22 protein-coding genes are annotated in these 22,839 nt (G+C 40.4%); all 22 read right to left on the bottom strand.

The annotated features are described in order from the left end of the window. Window positions 1-231: 231 nt before the first annotated feature. The 22 genes from CSX02_RS03755 to infB all read right to left on the bottom strand — a co-directional run bounded on the left by CSX02_RS03755 (window position 232) and on the right by infB (window position 22,827). Window positions 232-1,632 (bottom strand): oxaloacetate decarboxylase subunit alpha, encoded by a 1,401-nt coding sequence (locus tag CSX02_RS03755; RefSeq protein ID WP_031545581.1) that lies wholly within the window; start codon window positions 1,630-1,632, stop codon window positions 232-234. 31 nt (window positions 1,633-1,663) lie between these two features. Next, a complete protein-coding gene (locus tag CSX02_RS03750) occupies window positions 1,664-2,812 on the bottom strand; it encodes a sodium ion-translocating decarboxylase subunit beta (protein WP_031545582.1) in 1,149 nt (382 codons plus the stop codon). Between the two features lie 22 nt (window positions 2,813-2,834). Next, on the bottom strand, window positions 2,835-3,197 hold the full coding sequence (locus tag CSX02_RS03745) for a biotin/lipoyl-containing protein (RefSeq protein WP_031545585.1): 363 nt from the start codon (window positions 3,195-3,197) through the stop codon (window positions 2,835-2,837). Between the two features lie 16 nt (window positions 3,198-3,213). Further along, window positions 3,214-4,020 carry an OadG family protein gene (locus CSX02_RS03740; RefSeq protein WP_031545587.1) on the bottom strand — a complete coding sequence of 269 codons (807 nt, stop codon included), beginning with the start codon at window positions 4,018-4,020 and terminating at the stop codon, window positions 3,214-3,216. Between the two features lie 18 nt (window positions 4,021-4,038). Next, window positions 4,039-5,475, bottom strand: coding sequence for an acyl-CoA carboxylase subunit beta (locus CSX02_RS03735; protein ID WP_099385687.1), 1,437 nt, complete (start codon window positions 5,473-5,475; stop codon window positions 4,039-4,041). Between the two features lie 221 nt (window positions 5,476-5,696). Next, window positions 5,697-6,314: an ABC transporter ATP-binding protein gene (locus tag CSX02_RS03730; protein WP_099385686.1), complete on the bottom strand. Its 618-nt coding sequence runs from the start codon at window positions 6,312-6,314 to the stop codon at window positions 5,697-5,699. A gap of 1 nt (window position 6,315) precedes the next feature. Further along, window positions 6,316-7,131, bottom strand: a complete 816-nt coding sequence (locus CSX02_RS03725) for a hypothetical protein (protein WP_099385685.1) — start codon at window positions 7,129-7,131, stop codon at window positions 6,316-6,318. Further along, complete coding sequence (locus tag CSX02_RS03720) at window positions 7,125-7,808, bottom strand: hypothetical protein (protein ID WP_099385684.1); 684 nt, start codon at window positions 7,806-7,808, stop codon at window positions 7,125-7,127. The genes CSX02_RS03725 and CSX02_RS03720 overlap by 7 nt, the downstream gene beginning before the upstream one ends. Next, the gene (locus tag CSX02_RS03715; protein ID WP_099385683.1) at window positions 7,792-9,021 is read right to left on the bottom strand and encodes a hypothetical protein; all 1,230 of its coding nucleotides are present in this window, start codon (window positions 9,019-9,021) and stop codon (window positions 7,792-7,794) included. Before CSX02_RS03715 ends, CSX02_RS03720 begins: the two co-directional genes overlap by 17 nt. 2 nt (window positions 9,022-9,023) lie before the next feature. Next, the gene (locus CSX02_RS03710) at window positions 9,024-9,401 is read right to left on the bottom strand and encodes a hypothetical protein (RefSeq protein WP_099385682.1); all 378 of its coding nucleotides are present in this window, start codon (window positions 9,399-9,401) and stop codon (window positions 9,024-9,026) included. A 107-nt stretch (window positions 9,402-9,508) separates the two neighbouring features. After that, the gene (locus CSX02_RS03705) at window positions 9,509-10,762 is read right to left on the bottom strand and encodes a sensor histidine kinase (RefSeq protein ID WP_099385681.1); all 1,254 of its coding nucleotides are present in this window, start codon (window positions 10,760-10,762) and stop codon (window positions 9,509-9,511) included. A 6-nt stretch (window positions 10,763-10,768) separates the two neighbouring features. Further along, the gene (locus tag CSX02_RS03700) at window positions 10,769-11,476 is read right to left on the bottom strand and encodes a LytR/AlgR family response regulator transcription factor (RefSeq protein ID WP_189281323.1); all 708 of its coding nucleotides are present in this window, start codon (window positions 11,474-11,476) and stop codon (window positions 10,769-10,771) included. 111 nt (window positions 11,477-11,587) lie between these two features. After that, the gene (gene scpB / locus CSX02_RS03695) at window positions 11,588-12,157 is read right to left on the bottom strand and encodes an SMC-Scp complex subunit ScpB (protein ID WP_099385679.1); all 570 of its coding nucleotides are present in this window, start codon (window positions 12,155-12,157) and stop codon (window positions 11,588-11,590) included. Window positions 12,158-12,180: 23 nt separating this feature from the next. Further along, a complete protein-coding gene (locus CSX02_RS03690) occupies window positions 12,181-12,933 on the bottom strand; it encodes a segregation and condensation protein A (protein WP_099385678.1) in 753 nt (250 codons plus the stop codon). 136 nt (window positions 12,934-13,069) lie between these two features. Next, entirely contained in the window at window positions 13,070-15,154 is a 2,085-nt protein-coding gene (locus tag CSX02_RS03685; RefSeq protein WP_031545595.1) for a polyribonucleotide nucleotidyltransferase, read from the bottom strand. 170 nt (window positions 15,155-15,324) lie between these two features. Next, on the bottom strand, window positions 15,325-15,591 hold the full coding sequence (gene rpsO, locus CSX02_RS03680) for a 30S ribosomal protein S15 (protein WP_034219439.1): 267 nt from the start codon (window positions 15,589-15,591) through the stop codon (window positions 15,325-15,327). Between the two features lie 151 nt (window positions 15,592-15,742). Further along, window positions 15,743-16,954: a C40 family peptidase gene (locus tag CSX02_RS03675; RefSeq protein ID WP_099385677.1), complete on the bottom strand. Its 1,212-nt coding sequence runs from the start codon at window positions 16,952-16,954 to the stop codon at window positions 15,743-15,745. Between the two features lie 62 nt (window positions 16,955-17,016). Continuing rightward, complete coding sequence (locus CSX02_RS03670) at window positions 17,017-17,958, bottom strand: bifunctional riboflavin kinase/FAD synthetase (RefSeq protein ID WP_031545603.1); 942 nt, start codon at window positions 17,956-17,958, stop codon at window positions 17,017-17,019. After that, on the bottom strand, window positions 17,955-18,839 hold the full coding sequence (gene truB, locus CSX02_RS03665) for a tRNA pseudouridine(55) synthase TruB (protein WP_099385676.1): 885 nt from the start codon (window positions 18,837-18,839) through the stop codon (window positions 17,955-17,957). Before truB ends, CSX02_RS03670 begins: the two co-directional genes overlap by 4 nt. Before the next feature lie 2 nt (window positions 18,840-18,841). Further along, window positions 18,842-19,789 carry a DHH family phosphoesterase gene (locus CSX02_RS03660; protein ID WP_099385675.1) on the bottom strand — a complete coding sequence of 316 codons (948 nt, stop codon included), beginning with the start codon at window positions 19,787-19,789 and terminating at the stop codon, window positions 18,842-18,844. Then, window positions 19,790-20,161, bottom strand: a complete 372-nt coding sequence (gene rbfA, locus CSX02_RS03655; protein WP_031545610.1) for a 30S ribosome-binding factor RbfA — start codon at window positions 20,159-20,161, stop codon at window positions 19,790-19,792. After that, window positions 20,161-22,827 (bottom strand): translation initiation factor IF-2, encoded by a 2,667-nt coding sequence (gene infB / locus CSX02_RS03650; RefSeq protein ID WP_099385674.1) that lies wholly within the window; start codon window positions 22,825-22,827, stop codon window positions 20,161-20,163. Before infB ends, rbfA begins: the two co-directional genes overlap by 1 nt. Window positions 22,828-22,839 lie beyond the last annotated feature (12 nt).

The following is a 22,839-nucleotide window of genomic DNA, read 5'->3' as shown; positions in this document are numbered from 1 at the left end:
AATTCAAGTCTCGCTCGCGAGACTTGGCGCGAGATTTGCGTCAGCGTAGCTGACATATTTTATATAATAGGAAATTCCTTCGAATTTCCTATTATACAAAAGCACTCCGTGCAGGATGCGACTGGTGCGCAGATGAATATGCAAGCTAATGCTTGCGCGCACCAGCGCGCAAAGAGTTGCTGTGCAACTCTTTGTTCTATGCAAATCTCTGCGCATCCTCGCGGAGATAAATTATACCGGATATGCTTTGTTCTCTGAATCAGCAGCCTTTGCATCCACACCGGTCTGCTGTGCTTCACGATACTTAAAGAATTCTGTTGCAACCTGAGGGAATAATGCATAGCTTAATACATCTTCGTCCTGCTGCTTATACTGCTTCATTTCTTCTTCGAACTTCGCCAGTCCCGGCTCAAGAAGATCTGCCGGACGGCAGGTGATTGCATTCTTTGCATCTTCGCCCAATACCTTTTCTACTACTTCCGGATTGAAAGGCTTTACAGTCTGTCCGTACTTTCCAAGCAGAATATCCTTGGTCTGGGCGGTTGCTACCTTGTAACGCTCGCCTGTCAATACATTAAATACAGCCTGTGTACCAACGATCTGAGAAGAAGGTGTTACAAGAGGTGGTTCACCAAGGTCTTTACGCACTCTTGGAACCTCATTTAATACTTCTTCATACTTATCTTCTGCACCCTGCTCCTTTAACTGAGAAACAAGGTTTGAAAGCATACCGCCAGGTACCTGATATTTTAATGTCTGGATATTGACACCCAATACCTTTGGATTTAAAAGTCCGCTCTTTAAAGCTTCTTCACGAATCGGTGCAAAATAGTTTGCAATCTCAATTAACTTATTCAAATCCAAACCTGTATCATACTCAGTATCCTGGAATGCCTTTACCATAACTTCGGTTGCAGGCTGAGAAGTACCAAGTGCAAGCGGAGACATTGCGGTATCAATGATATCGCATCCTGCCTCTACCGCCTTTAAGTAGGTCATAGAAGCCACACCGGAAGTATAATGTGTATGAAGATCGATTGGAAGTGTGGTTGCAGACTTGAGTGCAGTCACAAGTTCAGTTGCCTTTGTAGGAATCAAAAGACCTGCCATATCTTTGATACAGATAGAATCAGCACCCATATCCTCGATTTTCTTTGCAGTCTCCATCCAATAATCCATTGTATATGCATCACCTAATGTATAAGATAATGCAACCTGTGCATGTCCGCCTTCCTTCTTGGTTGCATTGACAGCAGTCTGAAGGTTACGAACATCATTTAAACAGTCAAAAATACGAATGATATCGATTCCGTTTGCGATGGACTTCTGTACAAAGTACTCTACTACATCGTCCGGATACTGGCTGTATCCCAAGATGTTCTGTCCACGGAAAAGCATCTGAAGTTTTGTATTCTTGAATCCGTCTCTTAATTTACGAAGTCTCTCCCACGGATCCTCTTTCAGGAAACGAAGGCATGAATCAAAAGTCGCTCCACCCCAGCATTCTACTGCGTGGTATCCAACCTGATCCATTTTATCAATAATTGGAAGCATCTGTTCGGTGCTCATACGGGTTGCAATCAGTGACTGATGTGCATCTCGCAAAATGGTTTCAGTAATTTTAACGCCCATTGTTTTTCTCCTTTAATTTCAATGATTCGACTTAAATTCCAAAGATTGCCATGAAGCATCCTGCAGCAACCGCTGTACCGATTACGCCGGCCACATTCGGTCCCATTGCATGCATCAACAGGAAGTTGGTTGGATCCTCTTCTGCTCCGACCTTCTGAGAAACACGCGCAGCCATAGGAACTGCCGATACACCTGCAGAACCAATCAATGGATTAATCTTGCCCTTGGTCAGGAAGCAGAGCAGCTTTCCAAATAGTGTTCCTGCGGCAGTACCAACCATGAATGCCACCAATCCAAGACCAACGATTTTTAAAGTGCTCAGATTCAGGAAACTTTCTGCGCTGGTTGTTGCTCCAACAGAAGTACCAAGGAGAATAACAACAATATACATCAAAGCATTGCTTGCGGTCTCCTGAAGCTGACGAACCACTCCGGATTCACGGAACAGGTTACCAAGCATCAACATACCAACCAAAGGAGCGGTTGTAGGCAGAATCAAACAAACCACAACCGTAACAACGATTGGGAATAAAATCTTTTCTAATTTGGATACCGGGCGAAGATTTGCCATCTTAATCTGACGCTCTTTCTTTGTTGTAAGTGCCTTCATAATCGGTGGCTGAATAATCGGTACCAGTGCCATATAAGAATATGCAGCTACAGCAATTGGTCCCATCAGACCAGTCTGTCCAAGCTTTCCGGCAAGGAAGATTGATGTCGGACCGTCCGCTCCACCGATAATAGAAACGGCAGCTGCGGCCTTGTCATTAAATCCAAGCAAAATTGCAAGGAAATAAGCACCAAAAATACCAAACTGTGCTGCTGCTCCCAAGAGGAAGCAAATCGGATTTGCAATCAACGGACCAAAGTCTGTCATTGCACCTACTCCAAGGAAAATCAAAGACGGTAAAATAGACCATTCATCCAAGGAATAGAAATAATAAAGTAAACCGCCAACGCCATTGGAAGTCTGTTCCGGTGCTGCAATAATATCCGGATAGATATTTACCAGTAGCATACCAAAAGCGATTGGAACAAGCAGTAATGGTTCAAACCCTTTTTTGATTGCAAGGAACAAAAATACAAATGCAATCAAAATCATCAGATAATTCTGCCAGGTAAGACTCTTAAATGCTGTTTGATCCAGGAGGTTTGATAAGGTCTCTGTAATATAACTCACAATTAATCCCTCCTACGAATAATTAATTTAATGTAGCAAGTAAAGCTCCTGACTCAACAGCATCACCAACTGCAACATTGATGCTTGCAACGGTTCCATCTTCCGGTGCTACAACCGGAGTCTCCATCTTCATGATTTCAAGAATCAATACAGTGTCGCCCTTCTTTACAGCATCACCAACGCTCTTCTCAAGCTTGAATACCTTTCCGGCTGCTCCGGCTTCAATCTTTACAGATCCTGCACTTGCAGGTGCCGCAGCCTTAGGTGCTGCCTTTGGTGCTGCAGAAGCAACACGCTTTGGTGCAGATGCTGCACCTGTGCTTCCGTTTTCTTCTACGGTTACATCATATACATTTCCGTTTACGGTAATTGTGTAATTCTTCATGTTCCATATCCTCCGATTATCTTCTATTAATTGAACGAACTACAAAGTCAGATGTTGAGCATCCTTCTGAAGCTGCAATTGCAGCAGCGATTACAGCTACCAGCTCGAGATCATCTGTCTCTTCCACCACTTCAGTGGTTGCCACAGTTTCAACAGCAGGTGCTGCAGAAACTTGTTGTGCCTTTTCTTTCTTTCTCTTTTCCAAATAAGGGAAGATGTTGAAGGCTGAAATAATGAGACTGATTACAATTAAAACAACAAACACAACGCTCATTGAAATTACCGTATTCAATCCTGCTTTTGTCATCTTTTCGGTAAGTGACTTGTATGGCTCAATTGTAACACCGGTCACTTCCATGTTCCAAGATTTATAAACGATTTCAAAAATAACTTCTTTTTCGACTCCGTCTTCATTCTTGAAATACAAACTGATATCAGTTGTAGTAGTATTACCAGCTTTATTAATCGTAAAGCTTTCTGCATCGGTTCTGTCCAATTCACCGTATTGAGCTACGATGTTGTCCCAGGACTCAACGGCCGCAAGTTCCTGCTCATTGACACCATAAGATTTATAACTCTCAATGGTCTCTTCGCTGGTCATCTGCGAATAATCGAAATCTTCCGGCTTCATATTATTCTGCTCCACGAAAGAAGCAACTGAAGAATGAAGCATTCCGATTACGCTGACATATTGGTTCATCTCTGTTTCAAGTTCCTGATATGTCTTTCCGTTGTAGTCAGCCTCTTTTGGATCAGTACCGCAGGCAGTTAAAGTAATGGCGGCCACCAGCGCGCCAAGCAATAATGCCAGTTTTTTCTTCATACGAATCCTGCCGCCTTTCTATTTGGTTGTATGTTTCTTGTCAATCGGGCTGATGCATTTGCTGTAAAGCAATTCAAATGCTGCCACAAGATACTTTCTGGTATCTGCCGGCTCAAGCATGAAATCTACATAGCCGCGAGAAGCTGCAGCGCTTGCATTTGCGCAAAGTGCTTCATACTCGTTTCTCTTCTCTTTTAATTCCGTTGCATCGGCCTGAGGGTACATAATCTTTGCTGCCATCTCGGAATCCATCATACCAACTTTTGCACCGTTCCATGCATAAACAAGATCGGCACCGACAGATTTAGAATTCATAACAACATACGCAGAGCCGTATGCTTCCTCGGTAATCAGATTTACCTTAGGCACATCCGCATTTGCAAATGCAGCGGTCAGCTTTGCCATGTCTTTTGCAAGATTCTTTTCTGCACACATGGTAGTTGCAAAACCTGTTGTATTGGTAACAGAAAGAACCGGGATATCAAATGCATCACAAAATGATACAAACTCAGCTGCCTTGCGGCATCCATTAGGAGTCAGTCTCTTACCGAAGTCTTCTGCCTCATCCCCATTCTCATCATAGGTCTTTGCACAGTTTGCAACAGCACCAATGGTCATTCCGTTTAACTGAATGAATCCGGTTACCATATTCTTGGCAAATGAAGCTTTTGTCTCAACAAAAATGTGAGAATCGGAAAGTTCTGCAAGAAGATATCTTGGATCTGCAGCCATGGTATCCATGGATTCACATGCACGGTTCAAATCATCTTCGCAATCGCTGGTATAAACATCTCCCTCATTGTTTTGTGGAAGGATGTTAATCAGGGTACGAATGCGATCAAAAATTTCTTCTTCGCTTCCGGCGAAATCAATGCATCCATTATGCTCAGACTGGAAGTCTGCAGCTGCACTGTCACACTTCTCAACACGATTTCCGCAAATCGCATCCGGAGAATTGACAAACATTCTGCCCTTTTCGGTCTCGATAAAAGCGAAATCAGAAAGTGCAGGCACAACAGAAAGTCCGCCTCCGCAGTTGCCAAATACAACTGACATCTGTGGAATAACACCACTTGCCTCAACCTGCTTTGCATAGATTAATCCAAATCCATCCAATGCATCAATTGATTCCTGTAAGCGCACACCACCGCAATCGATAAATCCGACAACAGGTGCACCCATCTTCATTGCCATATCATAGATATTGGCAATCTTCTTTGCATGCATCTCACCAATGGTTCCGTTTAATACTCCAGCATCCTGGCTATAAATAAATACCAGGTTAGAGTCAACCAGACCATATCCGGTGATTACTCCATCTGATGCAGATTTTAATGCACTCAGATTAAAATCTGTGTTTCGAGCGGTTACCTGAGATCCAATTTCCATGAAACTGTTCTCATCAACGAACTCAGCAATTCGCTGCATTGCCAAGCTGCTTTCATTTAAGCTCATATTCTTTCCTCCATACACAAAAAATATAAAATTATGTACTATAGTACTATATTATAGCACAAATATTGGTTTGTGAATAAACGTATTATTAGAAAACGAATTCTCACTCATTTTATATGTTATCCGAAACAGCAATGGAATTCAACTATTTTTTGTTAATTTTTTCACATCCATTAAAAAAGCGGATTCTTCCGAATCCACTTTTACTAATCTTCCTACTTTTATTTGACATAACCATCTTCAATATAATAATGATTATCACATAACAAATCAATATCTATTTTATTATGAGAACTTAAGATAATGGTTTTTTCTTTTTCTCGTTCCGCAGCCAAGCGATTTCTAAGTTTTTCGGTGATTCTAAAATCCAATCCATTAAAAGGCTCATCTAAGATTAAAATCTCTCGATCTTCCATCAGTGCCTGCGCAACACCAAGCCTCTGCTTCATTCCGAGTGAATATTTTTTTACATGAAGATGATTGCCCGGATCAAGTCCTACATCCTCCATGCTCGAACGTATACCATGCAATGAACAATTATTATTTAAAGAAGCAAGTATTTTTAAATTTTTATATCCGCTGTAATAAGGAATAAACCCCGGGGTCTCAATTATAATCCCCATAGGCTTAATCGGAATCGTCTTTGCATCTTTTCCATTAATTAGTATTTCACCTTTATAGGAAGTAATAAATCCACAAATACATTTCATAATCAGCGTCTTGCCAGAGCCATTCGGTCCTACAAATCCGGTAATCTGTCCATCGTGAATAGTCATATTGATATCATTTAATAGCTTTTTTCCCTTTATTTCTAACGACAAATTATTAATTTCTATCATTTCAATTCCCTTTCAAATCATCAACATTTGTTTTTTTCATCCGAATATAAGACATTACATACAACAAAGTCCCAAAACCAAATAATAAAACAAATGAAAGATATGGCGAAAATAAAGCAGCCTTATAATATTTTGTGAAATGAATGAACAAAATGGAATGTGAAACCGGAAAAAGCCATGTCAATTCATTACGAATGAACAACGATGCAATTCCGGCAAATAGCAGAATCATTTGAATGCAGTCTACAACACTCTTCTTTCCGTAAGCAAATCCAATCATCTGCATCCCAAGCAGGAAATATAAATATGTCAGAAATAATACGAGGCTCCATATAAATGCTTTCACCGGCGGCATCTGATTAAACAATTCAATCGGAACATAGGAAATCAACCCCATCTCATAAGAGTAATCCGAGATGTTCAAACTCCATCCATCTGCCAAAAAGCAGATGCTCTGCGTCGCCAATATTGTATAGCCAAATACAATGACCAGATAAGTAATAATTGCCACTATTGCGAAATATATCTGCGCATAAAACCATTTCTTACGACCGCTTCGAATCAGCTGATAATACAAGCTTGAATCTGATACCGGATATTCTGACATCATAAAAATAAAAAATAAAGACAATAACAACACAATCAATCCGGAATTCATTATCATGATCAATGGTTCAAAGATGCAAAATGGCTCTGCAGTCATTGCATATACGTTATAAACTTTATCGACAATAATTTTTTTGACAAAAACCAGTAATACAACAATTACCAGGTTCTTGGTATTTAAAATCCATTTTGTATATAAATATTTCAACATGCCAGCCACCGCCTTCTGAAAATATAGGCGGAACCAATATAAGCAAAACATGCAGTGACAATCTCTAATGCAAGAATACTGATTTCATGATCTTGAATCAAAAAGTTAATTAAAAAAACGACGATTACTGAGAAATAAAAATCTGCAGTCAGGATAGCCATGAAAATTATCAGGCCGGAAATCATCACAAGATAAAGTAAACACCGCCCATCTTCCACCAGGAAATACGAAAGATTCATTTGTTGAATTTCATCAAATGTTCCCTCCTTATTCTTTAAAATTCCTATTATCAATGCGGTAAGCTTAAAGAATACAGTCGCTACAAAAAACGAACTTATTGTACTAATAAATTGAACCAGCAACGTGCAAACAATAAATTTTATATTACCGATTCTTGCACTGATTAACCGATAATAATTGGTATTTAATTCATCACACAAGATTCCAATAAACGGAAGTCCGCATGCAACCGGCAACAATAAATAGAACCAAATGCCATACTGGTGGTCTATATAATGTAGCGCAGTATAATTTTTAAGTAGATATGGACATGTCATTATTACTTGAAACAGATTCATCGTTTCATGTTCAAGCAAATACGTTCCGGTTGCAAAAAACGAGCCATACATCAATAGTACCGATAATAACATGGCCTTCTTATCAATTTGAAAGTTCATTGTTTCCCCTATTTTTTAAAGCAAAATACTTATCTTCAAAATCCGTATGCACTTCTCCTGTGAGCATATTTACATTTACATAAGCGACTCCATTTCCTTCCAAAATTCCGGTAGGTGTATCATCTACTCCGCATTCAATCATAAAAGAATAGGTAGGTTCGACATTTACAATATTACCGGGAGCAGCCTCATACTCTTCTTCTGCCGGATTATAAACCGGTTTCAATACATACATAGGTATGATTTCAAGTACTTTAATCTCTTGAAAAGAAGCCATTTCTTTTTCGAAAATGTGTATAGCAGTTTGTAAATCAATCAGTTTGTCTACAGCTTTCCCCTCAAAAGATTGAAATACACCACCGATAAAAATCCAATCAATATGGTTTTTTTCATGTAAATCAACAAGAATATCACGATTGGTTTGCAACACCATCATTTTACCATCTTTATTCATGCCAACATCCAAAGAATAAAAATCTAAAACCATTCCTTGATATTTCATAACAAAATTCATTGATACTACATCATATCCATCCAAATCTTTCCGAATATAGACTGTTCGCACATCTACATCACAATTTCCAATATCTATATTATCCTTAATAAATGATTTCACGAAGGAAATTTCTTCCGAAAGGTTTAACGAACCATCTCTATAATTAATCTGTATATTTATTGAATCGCCTCGATTTAAATAGATTTTTTTCACTTCCTTCGTTTGGTCAATCGTGTTACCATCTAACACTTTTTCTGAAGAAACATAGGATAATTCTCCATTCTCGCCTATAAATAAATAGGGATAGATTTCATTTTTTTCATATTCAAATCCGTCCATTCCTTTCCAATTACCAATAGATTTCTTACCTTCGACACCTTGCATATCAAATAATTGCAAATATTTATTTTGATTGTTCGTATATTCAGAAGTAATTTGAAACGATCCCTCCATCACATTGTCAATTTGAGAAAAATCTACTTTATCAGGATAACAAATATTCGAATCCGCTGTTTCTATATTCTCCATTGAACTATTTCGCAGCTCATCCAAATTGCAATATTGAAATTCGATCTTGTCTGCCAATTTATTATTGCCATACCGATTCATATTATTTTTTACATTATCCGGAACTTTTTGGCAGGCCGTCAATACAAGTATTAAAAAAATGGTATAGATTATAATTCCTATATTTTTCTTATATTTTCTCCCATTCATAATCAATATCTCAGATTTCCTTTAGCATAAACTGTCATTTTATCATATTCAAGGAATTTCACCGATGCGGATAAAACAATTCCAACTCTTGTACTAACTGAAGTTTCCGTCCCTCCCTTTGTTGCTATAGTAGCAATTCCGTTTGACGTATATAAAAAGATTTCTGCATTTCCTTCAATTTTTGATACAGACAAGCTAGTCCTCTGTGTCTTTGTAATATATTCTCTGCGCCAGCTTAAAATATTTTCCGACGACGGTGCACCTTTAATAAATCGTAAATTCCAACCTACATTAGCCGCCTGAACCTGCGTCGGATTAATTAACACCATTGAAACCAACATTACACATACACATAAAAACGATTTCACTCTTTTTGCCATAATAACCCCTCCATAAACAGCATTGTCAATTGATTGCAAAATGATTATAGCACTAAAAAAAAGACAAAATTTCCAACATGGCGAAAATAGTAGAGTTCATGGCGAAATTAGTATGGTAAATACAAAATAATTTCTATTTTGAATCTGGATTCATCATGTACCATTGAAAATGAATGATCATATTTACTTAGAATCCTTTTTACATTAGCCAAACCATAACCGTGTTCTTCTCTTGGTTCTTTCGTGGTCTCTAATCTATCTTCTTTAATTATCAGTTCATTTGCATAAGAATTTTCCACAACGATTACCAAAGAATCCATGACATATCGAATATCTACATTTATTTGAGGGTTGGCCGTTAGTTCACACGCATCGATTGCATTTTGTAATAAATTTCCGAGAATAATATTCATGTCATACATTGATATTTTTAGTTCCTGCGGAACCACAATCGAATATTCCGGTTGTATTCCCGCTTTGATTGCTTTATCAAACATATAATTTAACACTGTATCAATTGCCACGTTCCCGGAATCGCAAATTGGCGATGTATCCTCTAATTCTTCCCCAAGCGATAATATGTAATCTACAATGCATTCATTTTGATTTTTTCTTGCAAGATTTAATATCTCATTCAAATGGCGTTTCATGTCATGGCGAATGCTTCGAATCAATTCCACTTTTTCATTTTGAAGAGCTAATTCTCTTTCGTAAAATTCATTCTGCTTCTGCAAAACAAAATAATCGATATCTTCTTTCGATTGTTCGACGAGTTTTTCTACCAAAAAAGCAATTATCAAATTGATAAACAATAAAAATCCACAAACGACTTCCAAAGAAAAAATCCCAATCGTTTTATCAAGATAAATTACGACAGATGTAAGCAAACATAAAAACAATGCAATTCCATAGAAAATCCATTGCTTTTTCCTGTATTTATAATCATCGGTTATTATTCTTCCGGTAAACAATTGAATCGGTAAAAGCAGAAAAATAGATAAGATACTGGCAGGTTCCCCAAAATCATCAAGGCCTAAAATCACATAAAATAATACATATACCAAGCAATCTATCAAAAAGCTGCTTGAAAATACGCATGACCAAAATAATATTCTTTTCTTAAACTCGTCTCGATATGCCAATACAATGATAGAAAGTCCAAATGCGGTTAAAAACATTTTTAACCAAATATTTGAAATAAAGAATTGCATACAAATTGCAAATGATATTGCTAAGAAATAAACTACAGCCTGCAGGATTTTACACTTGCACAAATTCAAATAATTAGCTGCAAGTTTTCCAAAGATAAAACTCTTCAATAATATCGTAAGACTTATAAAAATGAGAACTTCCCAATACATACTCCATTATCCCCTCTCCAATTGAAGTAATACCGTTTTAAAATTTTGGCGCTTCGACTGTGCAATCGACAATTCCATACCATCTTTCATTGTGCAAAAATCTGATTTCCAACTTTTTAAATAACGCAGATTAATAATATATGATTTACTTATGCAAACAAATCCCAACGGCAAATCCAAAACGATATCCTTTAGTTTCCCCAGATAAGAAAGAGTTTCCCCATCATACTTCTTTATGAATACAGTTTTATTTTGGCTGTAAAAATACATAACCTCCGAATAAGGGACTACATAATTCTTTTTCTTATAGGAATAATGAAAATAAGAATTCAGCTGTAATAATTTTAACGCTTTATCCAAGGCTCTGTTCAATTTCTGCGTTTCAATTGGTTTTACAAGGAAATCATGCGGATGAACCTGGAATAATTCCATCGCATAATTTTTCTTATAGGAAATAAAAAAGATAATTAAATTCTCATTGTTTAATTCGTTTCGAATAAATTTAGCAACTTCAACGCCACTAAAGTTCGGTATTTCAATGTCCAAAAATAAAATATCAGGATTATATTCTACGATTTGATTACAGAACAAGACAGAATCATTCCATTTTTGAATTTCAAATGAAACAGTTCTATCAAAAGAATATTCGATAATTTTCGACTCAAGTTCCTCACAGATGATTGCATCATCATCACAGATTGCGATTTTGTACATTTTCATACACCCCAAACATATCGTAAATTTTTAGTAAACCCTAGTATCATTATCGCATATTCCTATTTTTTTGCAACAAAAAACCACCCTTCCCGGGTGGTTTAAAACACTTTAAATATCCAATTGTACTTTCATTTCCGCTTCCGCTTCTGCCTTAAATTCCTCAATCTGGTCGGAACTCAATACCGGAAGTTCATCAATGGAATGAACGCCAAAACTGCGAAGGAATTCTTCCGTCGTGCCAAAAAGCAACGGACGCCCAGGTGCATCCAGTCGGCCGAGTTCACAAACCAGATTATATTCCACCAGCTTGTTCACAGCATGATCGCAGGAAACCCCACGAATTTTTTCAATCTCGGATTTTGTCACCGGCTGCTTGTATGCGATGATAGACAATGTCTCAAGCAATACATCTGTCAGCTGGCGTTTGGTCGGCTGCTTTGCAATCTTGATCAGATATTCGTACATTTCCTGTTTGGTACACATCTGATAAGATCCGTCAAGTTCGATAATATCTACACCACGCTGCGACTGATTCAATTCTTCTTTCATCTCATCGAGCAGACGCTTGGTCTCTTTTTTGTCCAGTTCAATCGCATTTGCTATTTTTTCGAGTTCCACCGAATCACCCATGGTAAACAGGATTGCTTCGATGATTGCTTTATAATTCTTATCTTCCATCTCTGTAATACTCTTTGCTCAATTTATGCGGCAATTTGAGAATCAATTTCAATATCGTCAAAGATTTTTTCCTGTGAGATCTTGATAATTCCCATCTTCATCAGCTCAAGAATTGCCAAAAAGGTTACTATAATATCTGTCTTTGTCGATTGCTTTTCAAGAATTCCACGGAATGAAAAATGCTTATGTTCCTTTGCATATTCCTGAAGGAATTCCATTTTGTCTTCCATCGAGACTTCTTCTTTTTCGATTTTGCCGAATTTGGAACGAATCGGGTCGACTTTGTCCACCTGCTTTTTCATGATATCGCGGAAAATGCTGTTCAGGCGGGCCAATGTGATATCACTGACAAGTGCTTCCATGTCGATTGGTTCTTCATAGGCAAGCACCTCATCCGGAATTGTCGGCTCTTTGTACATAATATGATCCGCATCAAACTGACGGTCTTTCAATTCAAATGCCATGCATTTGTACATCTTGTATTCCAGAAGCTGCTGTACCAGTTCTGCACGAGGATCTTCTTCCTCTTCGCCTTCTTCCACTTCCGGTGCCGGCAAAAGCATCTTGGATTTAATCGCCAGCAAAGTTGCAGCCATCACCAGAAATTCACTGAGAATCCCAAGATCATGACGCTTCATCTCATCAATGTAAGCCAGATATTGATCTGTAATTTCAACGATCTGAATATCAAAGATGCTCATTTTATTCTTTTCTATCAAATGAAGCAGGAGGTCCAACGGTCCCTCAAATGTCTCCAGTTTAAAATTAATTTCCATATCTGCAACTCCATACACAATATATAGTGTTCACTCACCTATGCATTATACAATGTATAGTCGTTTTTTTCAAGTGGTTCACCAGACAAAAACAAGGGCTGTACAAAACAGCCCTTGCAATCATACATGGATATAATTACTGAACATCCTTCATAGAGAAGCTGATGCGTCCCATCTTGTCCTTTCCAAGACAGACAACCTTCACCTTGTCTCCGAGTGTCAATACATCTTCAACGCGGTTGATACGCTCTTTTGCGATCTTGGAAATATGAACCAGACCTTCCTTGCCAGGTGCAAATTCGATAAATGCACCGAATTCTTTGATGCTAACAACAACACCTTCAAAAATCTGTCCTTCTTCGAAGTCTGTTGTGATGGTCTCAATCATCTTGATTGCTGCATCAATCATAGCACGATCGGTTCCGCATACAGAAACAGCTCCATCATCCGTGATATCAATCTTCACACCGGTGCGTGCAATAATCTCATTGATGGTCTTGCCCTTCTGTCCAACCACATCACCAATCTTTGCCGGATCAATGGTAATCTGTTCAATCTTAGGAGCCCATTCATTTACGCTCTCACGAGGTTCAGCGATTGCTTTGCTCATAACCTCATCCATAATGTAAAGTCTTGCTTCACGGGTACGGGCAATTGCCTCTTCCACGATCGGACGAGTCAATCCGTGAATCTTAATATCCATCTGGATTGCAGTAATACCTTCATGGGTACCTGTTACCTTAAAGTCCATATCACCGAAGAAGTCTTCAAGACCCTGAATATCGGTCAATACTACGAAATCATCATCTGTATCACCGGTAACAAGACCACAGGAAATACCTGCAACCATAGACTTAATCGGAACACCTGCAGCCATCAGTGACATACATGAAGCACAGGTAGATGCCATTGAAGTAGATCCGTTTGACTCAAAAGTCTCGGATACGGCACGAATTGCATATGGGAACTCCTCTGTAGAAGGAAGTACCGGTACAAGTGCCTTTTCTGCCAATGCACCATGTCCGATTTCACGGCGTCCAGGACCACGCGAAACCTTTGTCTCACCTACAGAATATGCAGGGAAGTTGTAATGATGCATATATCTCTTTGAAGTTACATTTGCATCCAGTCCGTCAATCTTCTGGATTTCAGAAAGCGGAGCAAGTGTTACAACATCGCAAATCTGTGTCTGACCACGGGTGAACATGGCAGAACCATGTACACGAGGAATCAAATCCACTTCTGCAGCCAAAGGACGGATCTGATTCAAAGCTCTTCCGTCCGGACGCTTGTGATCCTTTAAGATCATCTTGCGGACAGTCTTCTTCTGATACTGATAAATTGCTTCGCCGAGTACAGCAAGATATTCTTCGTTATCGGCAAATGCCTCTTCCAATCTCTCTGTAATGGCCTTGATATTTGCTTCGCGCTTCTGCTTCTCATCAGTAAATACCGCATCTTCCATCTCTGCCGGAGGAACAATTTCTTTGATTGCATTGAACAGTTCTTCCGGAACTGCGCAGCTTTCGTATTCAAATTTTTCTTTACCGACTTCAGCACGGATCTGATCCATAAATGCAATGATTGTCTGGTTGATGTCATGGCATTTGTAGATTGCTTCAATCATCTTGTCTTCCGGAATGATATTTGCACCGGCTTCGATCATGATGACCTTTTCCTTGGTTGATGCTACTGTCAGCTGAAGGTCTCCCTCATTCCAGTCTTTCTGGGATGGGTTAATGATAAATTCGCCGTTTACAAGTCCCATCTGGGTCATTGCACATGGTCCGTCAAACGGAATATCCGAAATATGAACTGCAAGTGCAGTACCAATCATTGCAACGATTTCCGGACGGCATTCCGGATCTACAGACATAACAAGGTTGTTTAATGTTACATCATTGCGCATATCCTTTGGGAACAATGGTCTCATCGGTCTGTCAATCACACGGTCGGTAAGGATTGCATTCTCTGAAGCTTTACCTTCACGCTTGTTAAAGCCGCCAGGAATTTTTCCTACAGCATACATTTTTTCTTCAAATTCTACTGATAACGGGAAGAAATCCACCCCATCTCTTGGCTTATCAGCTGCTGTTGCAGTTGATAATACAGTTGTCTCACCATATTTAATGAGAACAGCTCCATTTGCCTGTGCGGCTACTCTTCCGATATCCACGCTGAGTGTTCTTCCGCCAAGCTCCATTGAATAAGTCTTGTACATTTGTTTTCTCCTTTTCTTTTGTCGTACTTCTGTTTTTTCACAGAAACCGAAACTACTGAAACAGGAAAAATATGCTTTTTCACATTTCAGTAACTTCGGTATATTTCTGTGATTCTAACATTATAACAAAAAAGCGGAATCTATATAAGCATAGACTCCGCTTTTTGCTTCTACTTTCTGAGACCTAAACGCTCGATAAGTGAACGATATCTCTCAATATCGACTTCCTTAAGGTATGAAAGTAATCCTTTTCTCTGTCCGATAAGCTTTAACATACCGCGACGAGAATGATGATCCTTAGGATTTGCCTTAAGATGATCGGTAAGCTCTGCAATACGTGCAGAAAGAATTGCAACCTGAACTTCCGGTGAACCGGTGTCGCCTTCTGTTCTTGCATATTCAGCGATAATCGCCTGCTTCTTTTCTTTTGAAATCATAATGTTTCTCCTTTCATATTATATTGCCCGATATTTCTAATGCTCAGCAAAAGGTCGGAGTGTCCTAAAACCGAACATGGGCTAAACCATACTGAAATAATATATCATATGCGCATACAATTGTAAACAACAATTTTATCGAAAAATGGAACTAATCCAAATATGAACAAACCGCAAGCGGTGTCTGATAATATGCGCTGGAAATAATAATTCCCTGTCTTGAACTTGCTGCATGAATGATCTGTCCGCCACCGATGTAGATACCTACATGTCCGATTCCGGAATGGCCCGGTCTCTTGTAGAAGAACAAATCACCCGGTTTTGCCTCGGAAGCCTTAATACGTCTTCCCTGGGTTGCCTGTGTTGCCGCATGATGTTCAAGCTTAATGCCAAACTGACGATAAATTGCCATTGTAAATCCTGAGCAGTCAACACCGCTTCCCAGTGTGGACCCCCCCCATACATAACGGCCGCCATAATATTTCAGAGCCATTTCGCAAAGTGCAACACGGGTATCATCTACTTCACTGCCATAATGGAGTTCCTTGATGGTCTTACCTGTTGGGAATTTGTTTGCCAGTTCCACATGATTCTTAAATACAAAAGCGGTTTCAATCTCTTCTGTTTCTTCATCGTCATGCTCAATCTCAACCCATTCCTCAGTGACGGTCTTTCCATCCTTGTCTTTGTTTTCAACCGTCTGAATCGATATTACACGCAGATCATCTGCGTCATGTACCTTGCTCAAAATGTTCGAATCAGTAGAAGGTTTTTCGCGAACCTTCAGAGTATCAACTTTTACCGTTGCATAAGTAGCAATCAGATCGTCAACCAGTGCAAGCGCACGGTCCCCGGTCAGAATATATTTTGCACTGACATAGCCTTCCACATTGCCGGAAGTGATTTCCAGCCATTTTCCGTCTTTTGAAGTGCTTTTGATTTCAACTGCATTATGATTGGTCAGCTTACCGACAACAGAAGCATCTTCTGAAGCTTCTTCACGAACATTCAGATTGCCTTCCACTTCCGAGAAACCGAGATTTTTGTATCCGTATACAGTTCCCTCTTCGTATTTCTGATCAATCAAAAGCTGTGAAGTTACTTTTGTCTTCTCTTCATTTGATACAATTGCCGTTGCATTCGAATAATCATTGATATCACTGATACTGCCGGCAGTCAGACCTGCGGTCTGTAATGATTCAAATTCCGTAACCGCACCTGCGCGCAATGCGCTTTCCGTTGCAGTCGTATCAGTTGTCGCTTTTTTATCAAATCCAACGCGCACAGCGATGGTAAGAACCAACGCAAATGTCAATACAATGGCCAGTTGTTTATCTCTTTTGGTAATGTGTTTCATATTCATGTATACCTCCAGATGTACTATTCAAGAATCCTCTGCGAGTATAACAGCAAAACGAAATATTGTCAACATACTTTTGTAACATTTCCGTAATATTCTCTCGCAAAAGAAATATCTTTGTCAATCTGCGCTTTCAGCGCATCCAAATTTTCAAATTTGCGTTCCGCGCGAACATAATATAGAAGGGAAACGCGCAAAACCTTTCCATATAAGTCTCCATCGAAGTCAAACAGAAAGCTTTCCACTCCCGTCGGATAATCATCTCCGATTGTCGGCTTATTGCCAATATTGGAGATTCCCATATAGGTACTTCCGTCATCCAATATGGTAATCCTTGAAACATATACCCCCTTCGGTGGAATCACCTTCTGCGGGTCAATCTCCATATTTACGGTCGGAATTCCCATTTTACGGCCGATATGATTGCCATGCACAATCTTATTTTCAATAAAATACGGATAGCCAAGCAGCTTTTCTGCGGTTTTCATATTGCCCGCAACCAGTTCTTCTCTGATATAAGTGCTTGAAATATCACGTCCTTTATGCTGAATTTTTGATTTTACAAACAGGTCATATCCGAACTCTTTTGAAAGTTCTTCAAGCGTCTCGATATTGCCGGCTCTTTGGTATCCAAAACAAAAATCTTCCCCGACGACAAAGCATTTCACCTGCAATTCATTGACAAGAAAAGACACAAATTCACGCGGGCTCATGCGCATCAGCTCATCGGAGAAGGGACATTCGATAAAATAATCCACACCGATTTCTTCAAACAGTGCACGCTTTTCTTCATTTGTCGTGATGACAGGCATCGGCTGCCCTGTAATATGGCTCTTTGGCGGTACCGAAAAAGTAAAGATCAAAGCGCGAAGTCCCTTCTTTTCTTTGACTTTCATCATCGTTTCGATCAGATTGCGATGTCCTTCATGCAGTCCGTCAAATTTGCCCAGGGTAATGACCGTATTATGATGCAATTTTAAGTCTTCAAAATGATTATAGTATTTCATGATTCAAAAAATAATTTTACCGGTTTCAGATTCTGATCCTTTGTCCACTCATAAATACCGACGAATCGTCCGTCTTCGCGGTAAATTCGATAATAGGTTCCTATATGAAAATTGCAATCGTCAACCATCTCCTGTGACAGTTTGTTCCCGTTGTCGATTGCTTTCTGATATTCATTTTTTGCAGTCAGTCTCTCATAATTTAAAAAGACCGAATCTGTGGAAATCAGCCATTCCCGGTCAAAATGTGCTTCCAGTTCCGCCAGGGTATGCGCCGTTTCAAGTGTGAAACTGCTCACGCGCGAACGCAGGAGACTTTCCATGGCACCTCCGCATCCAAGTGCCTCACCAATATCATTGCACAATGTGCGGATATAAGTGCCTTTTGAACAGTGAACACGTATTTTGATTCTCGGAAGGTCCATTTCTTCAATCACAATCGAAAAAATTTCTATATCGCGCGGCTTTCTCTCCACGGTTTTGCCCTCTCTGGCCAGGTCACATAATTTCCGGCCATTTACCTTCAGGGCTGAATACATCGGTGGAATTTGCTGTTGTTTGCCAACAAATCGATCGATGGTCTGTCGAACCTGCTCTTCGGAAACCGCAACCGGTCTTTCCTGCAACACCGTTCCCGTCATATCCTGGGTATCGCTTGTCACGCCCAAAAGCAGGTCCGCAATATATTCTTTGTCCTTGTCCAGAAGCAGATCGCATACTTTTGTTGCATTTCCCAGACAGACCGGAAGGACTCCTTGTGCATCCGGATCCAGTGTTCCCGTATGGCCAATCTTCTTTTGCCCGAAGATCCGGCGCATAACCGCCACCACATCGAATGAAGTAAAGCCCTTCTCTTTATAAACATTGATAATTCCGTTTACCATGTCTAAAAACTCTTTTCCAATTCCTCAAGAATTCTGTTGATTGCGTCATCGAGCGGTCCATCAATCGAAAATCCCGCCGCTTTTTTATGTCCGCCGCCTTGAAAGGTCAGTGCAAGTGCCGCCAGATCCGTATCATCATTTGCTCTCGTACTGACTTTATAAGTATGATCCTCATTTTCATACAGAAAAACGGCGACTCTGACGCCTTTGGTCACGCGTAATTGCTGCACAATTCCATCCAGATGCTTTGGAAGGCAGTCATACTGCTTCATCTCCGCAAGCGAAATCACAGAAAGATTCACCTGCCCATCCAGATATAATCGGCTGTTCAGCAGTGCCTGACCGAGAATCTTGTTTTGTGCGAATGTCTTTTGATAAAAAGTCTCATCAACAATTTTTGTATAATCAATGCCCTTTTCCATTAACATTCCGCCAAGGTTCATGGTTTCTCTCGATGTACAGGTATATTGGAATACGCCGGTGTCATGTACCATTCCGGTATAAAGACATTCCGCAATTTCCTTTGTGATTTTCTCTTCGCCCATCAAACGGCAAAGCAATTCACAGGTGCTGCTTGCATCCGGATCAATATAATTGACATCCGCGAATGACGAATTGCTGATATGATGATCAATGCATGCAGTTCTTTTTGCATTTGTAAAATAATCCGCAAAATCACCGAGGCGATTCAGATCACCACAGTCAAGCGCGATATACAAATCAAATTGTTGATTGTCCTCACGCTCATGTTTCATCCGGTCTGCATTCTTCAAGAATTGAAAGATGGTCGGAATCGGCTCGAGATAAAGCTGAACCGACACTGCCGGATAATATGTACGGATATAATTATAGACTGCCAACGTTGAGCCGACACAGTCGCCATCCGGACGAACATGTCCGGAAATGCCGACTGTATTTACATTTTCCAAAATCTCATCGAGATGTTTCATTTATTCTTCCTCGTTCTTTGTATCATTGCCCATCACTTCGTCAATCATATGAGACATACGAATTCCGTATTCAATGGACTGATCCATAATAAATGTAATTTGCGGAGTATTTCGTAAATTGACCGAATGTGCCAATTCTCTGCGAATATATCCCTCTGCGGATTTCAAACCAACCAAAGTATTCTTCTGTGCCTCTTCATCGCCAAGCACGCTGATAAATGCCTTTGCGGTTTTCAAATCCGGTGCAACTTCCACTGCAACCACACTCGTCAGAGGATGAATGCGTGGATCTTTGACTTCACGAATAATCTTGGATAATTCGCGCATCACTTCTTCGTTGATACGAAGATTTTTGTTGCTGTTTTTTCTCATTATCTAGGCACCTCTACCATTTCATATGCTTCTACCTGATCGAACTCAGCCAAATCGTTGAATCCGTCAAATACAAGACCACATTCGTAATTTGTTTTTACTTCCTTGACATCATCCTTGAATCTCTTCAGTGATGCAAGATCTCCTTCGAAGATCTGTGATCCTTCACGCGTAATACGAACCTTGCAGCCACGCTTGATCACACCGTCAAGCACATACGAACCTGCGATGGTACCGACACCGGATGCCTTAAAGATCTGGCGTACTTCAGCATGTCCGATTACCTTTTCTTCAAATACCGGATCAAGCATACCCTTCATTGCGGCTTCCACATCCTCGATGGCATTGTAGATAACCTTATACAGGCGGACATCTACGCCTTCGTGATCTGCAGTTGCTTTTGCAATCGGGTCAAGACGTACATTAAATCCGATGATGATTGCATTGGAAGCAGATGCAAGAATGACATCGCTCTCGTTGATTGCACCAACACCGCCGTGGATTACCTTAACGGCAACTTCGTCATTGGAAAGTTTGACAAGTGACTGCTTGACAGCTTCCACAGAACCCTGTACATCGGCCTTTACGATAATATCAAGTTCTTTCATATTGCCTGACTGAATCTGTGAGAACAGATCGTCAAGAGACATTCTGGACTTGGTCTCCTCGACAAGCTTATGCTTCTCTTCGGAAATATAAGTCTCTGCAAATGATTTTGCATCCTTTTCGGAATCACATGCCACGAAGGTCTCACCTGCAACCGGAACGGAATTCAAACCAAGAATTTCGACCGGAGTTGATGGGGTTGCGGTCTTTACTCTGCGTCCCTTGTCATCTACCATTGCACGAACCTTACCATAGCTGCTTCCACAGGCTACCGGATCACCGACATGCAAGGTACCCTTCTGTACCAATACGGTTGCAACCGCACCACGGCCCTTATCAAGCTGTGCCTCGATGACAAGACCTCTTGCATTACGGTTCGGATTTGCCTTTAATTCAAGCACATCTGCTGTCAGAAGGATCATCTCCAGCAAATTGTCGATACCCTCTTTGGTATGTGCAGAAACCGGACAGAATACGGTGCTGCCGCCCCAGTCTTCCGGAATCAGTTCATATTCGGAAAGTTCCTGCTTTACTTTATCAATATTTGCAGAAGGCTTGTCAATCTTGTTGATTGCAACAATAATTTCTACCCCTGCGGCACGCGCATGGTTGATTGCCTCAACGGTCTGTGGCATGACACCATCGTCTGCTGCGACAACAAGGATTGCGATATCGGTGGAATTTGCACCACGCATACGCATTGCGGTAAATGCCTCATGACCCGGTGTGTCCAAGAATGTGATATCGCGGTTGTTGATGGATACCACAGATGCACCGATATGCTGAGTAATACCACCTGCCTCGCGGTCGGTCACACGGGTCTCGCGGATTGCATCCAAAAGTGATGTTTTACCGTGATCGACATGTCCCATTACGCAGACAACAGGAGGACGGCTTACCATTGTAGCTTCATCTTCTGCATCCTCTTTCAGGAGTTCTGCAATGACATCGATCTTTTCTTCCGGTTCACAGATATAATTGAATTCAAGTGCAATCTCTTCTGCTGTTTCGAAATCAATTTCATGATTTACGGTTACCATCTGGCCTTTCATAAAGAGTTTCTTTACGATTGCGGAAGGCTGTTGCTTTAATTTATCTGCAAAATCACGGATTACGATGCGCTCAGGAATGGTAACGGTTTTAATCTCGTTTGGATCTTCCTGTGGCTTCGGCTGAGGCTGCTGAGGTTTCTTTTTGCCGCCATGCTTCTCAAGGTTGACATAGTTTTCCTGTCTCTTTCCAAGTCTGTCATGATCCTGGCGACCCTTGCCTTTTGCATTGTTGCGGTTTCCTTTTCCGCGATTATCCGTACTTGGAGCTGCAGCAGCTTCCGTATTTGTAACCGGACGGTTTTTGCGATCGTTATTACGATTATTACGATCGTTATTGCGATCGGTATTGCGATTATTATTGCGTTCCCCATTTCTGTTTGGTCTGTCAGATCTGCCCGGTCTGTCATTTCTTTCAGTTCTGTCAGTTCGATCAGTTCTGTCAGTTCTGTCAGTTCTTTCAGGTCTGTCAGTTCTTTCAGGTCTGTCCATACGATCGTTGGACTGAGGCTTGTTTGGCTTCATGAATTCATCATTGTTGCCTGCCGTTCTTTCACTGATTGGACGCATTGCACGCTCGCCAACCGGTCTTGGCTTGATAATTCCTCTTTGTGGCTGTTGTGGCTTGCGATTGTTGCCATTTGGGTTGCCGTGAGAATTACCGTCACGGCGTCCGTCGCGCTTCTGACCACCGTTTCTCTGAGAAGATTTGTGATCTTTGCTATACTGCGCATTAAATACCGCAGTGATATTCTTCTTCTTCGGACGGGCAGCTACAGCCTTTGCATCTGACGCTTTTGTTTCTGATGCTTTTGCCTCAGGTGCTTTTGCCTCAGGTGCTTTTGTTTCCTGCTGTTTGCCGTATTTCTTGCGAATCACAGCCTGAGCAGCATCTTCCACACCGCTTTGTGCACTCTTCACTTCATATTCCGTCCCCTGCAGGGCCGTAATAATATCTTTTGATTCTATACTTAATTCTTTTGCAAGTTCATGTACTCTCATTTTTGCCATATATTATGTTTC

Source organism: Agathobacter ruminis (assembly GCF_002735305.1).
GTDB classification, from domain to species: domain Bacteria; phylum Bacillota; class Clostridia; order Lachnospirales; family Lachnospiraceae; genus Roseburia; species Roseburia ruminis.
This window is presented reverse-complemented; position numbering and strand designations above follow the sequence as displayed.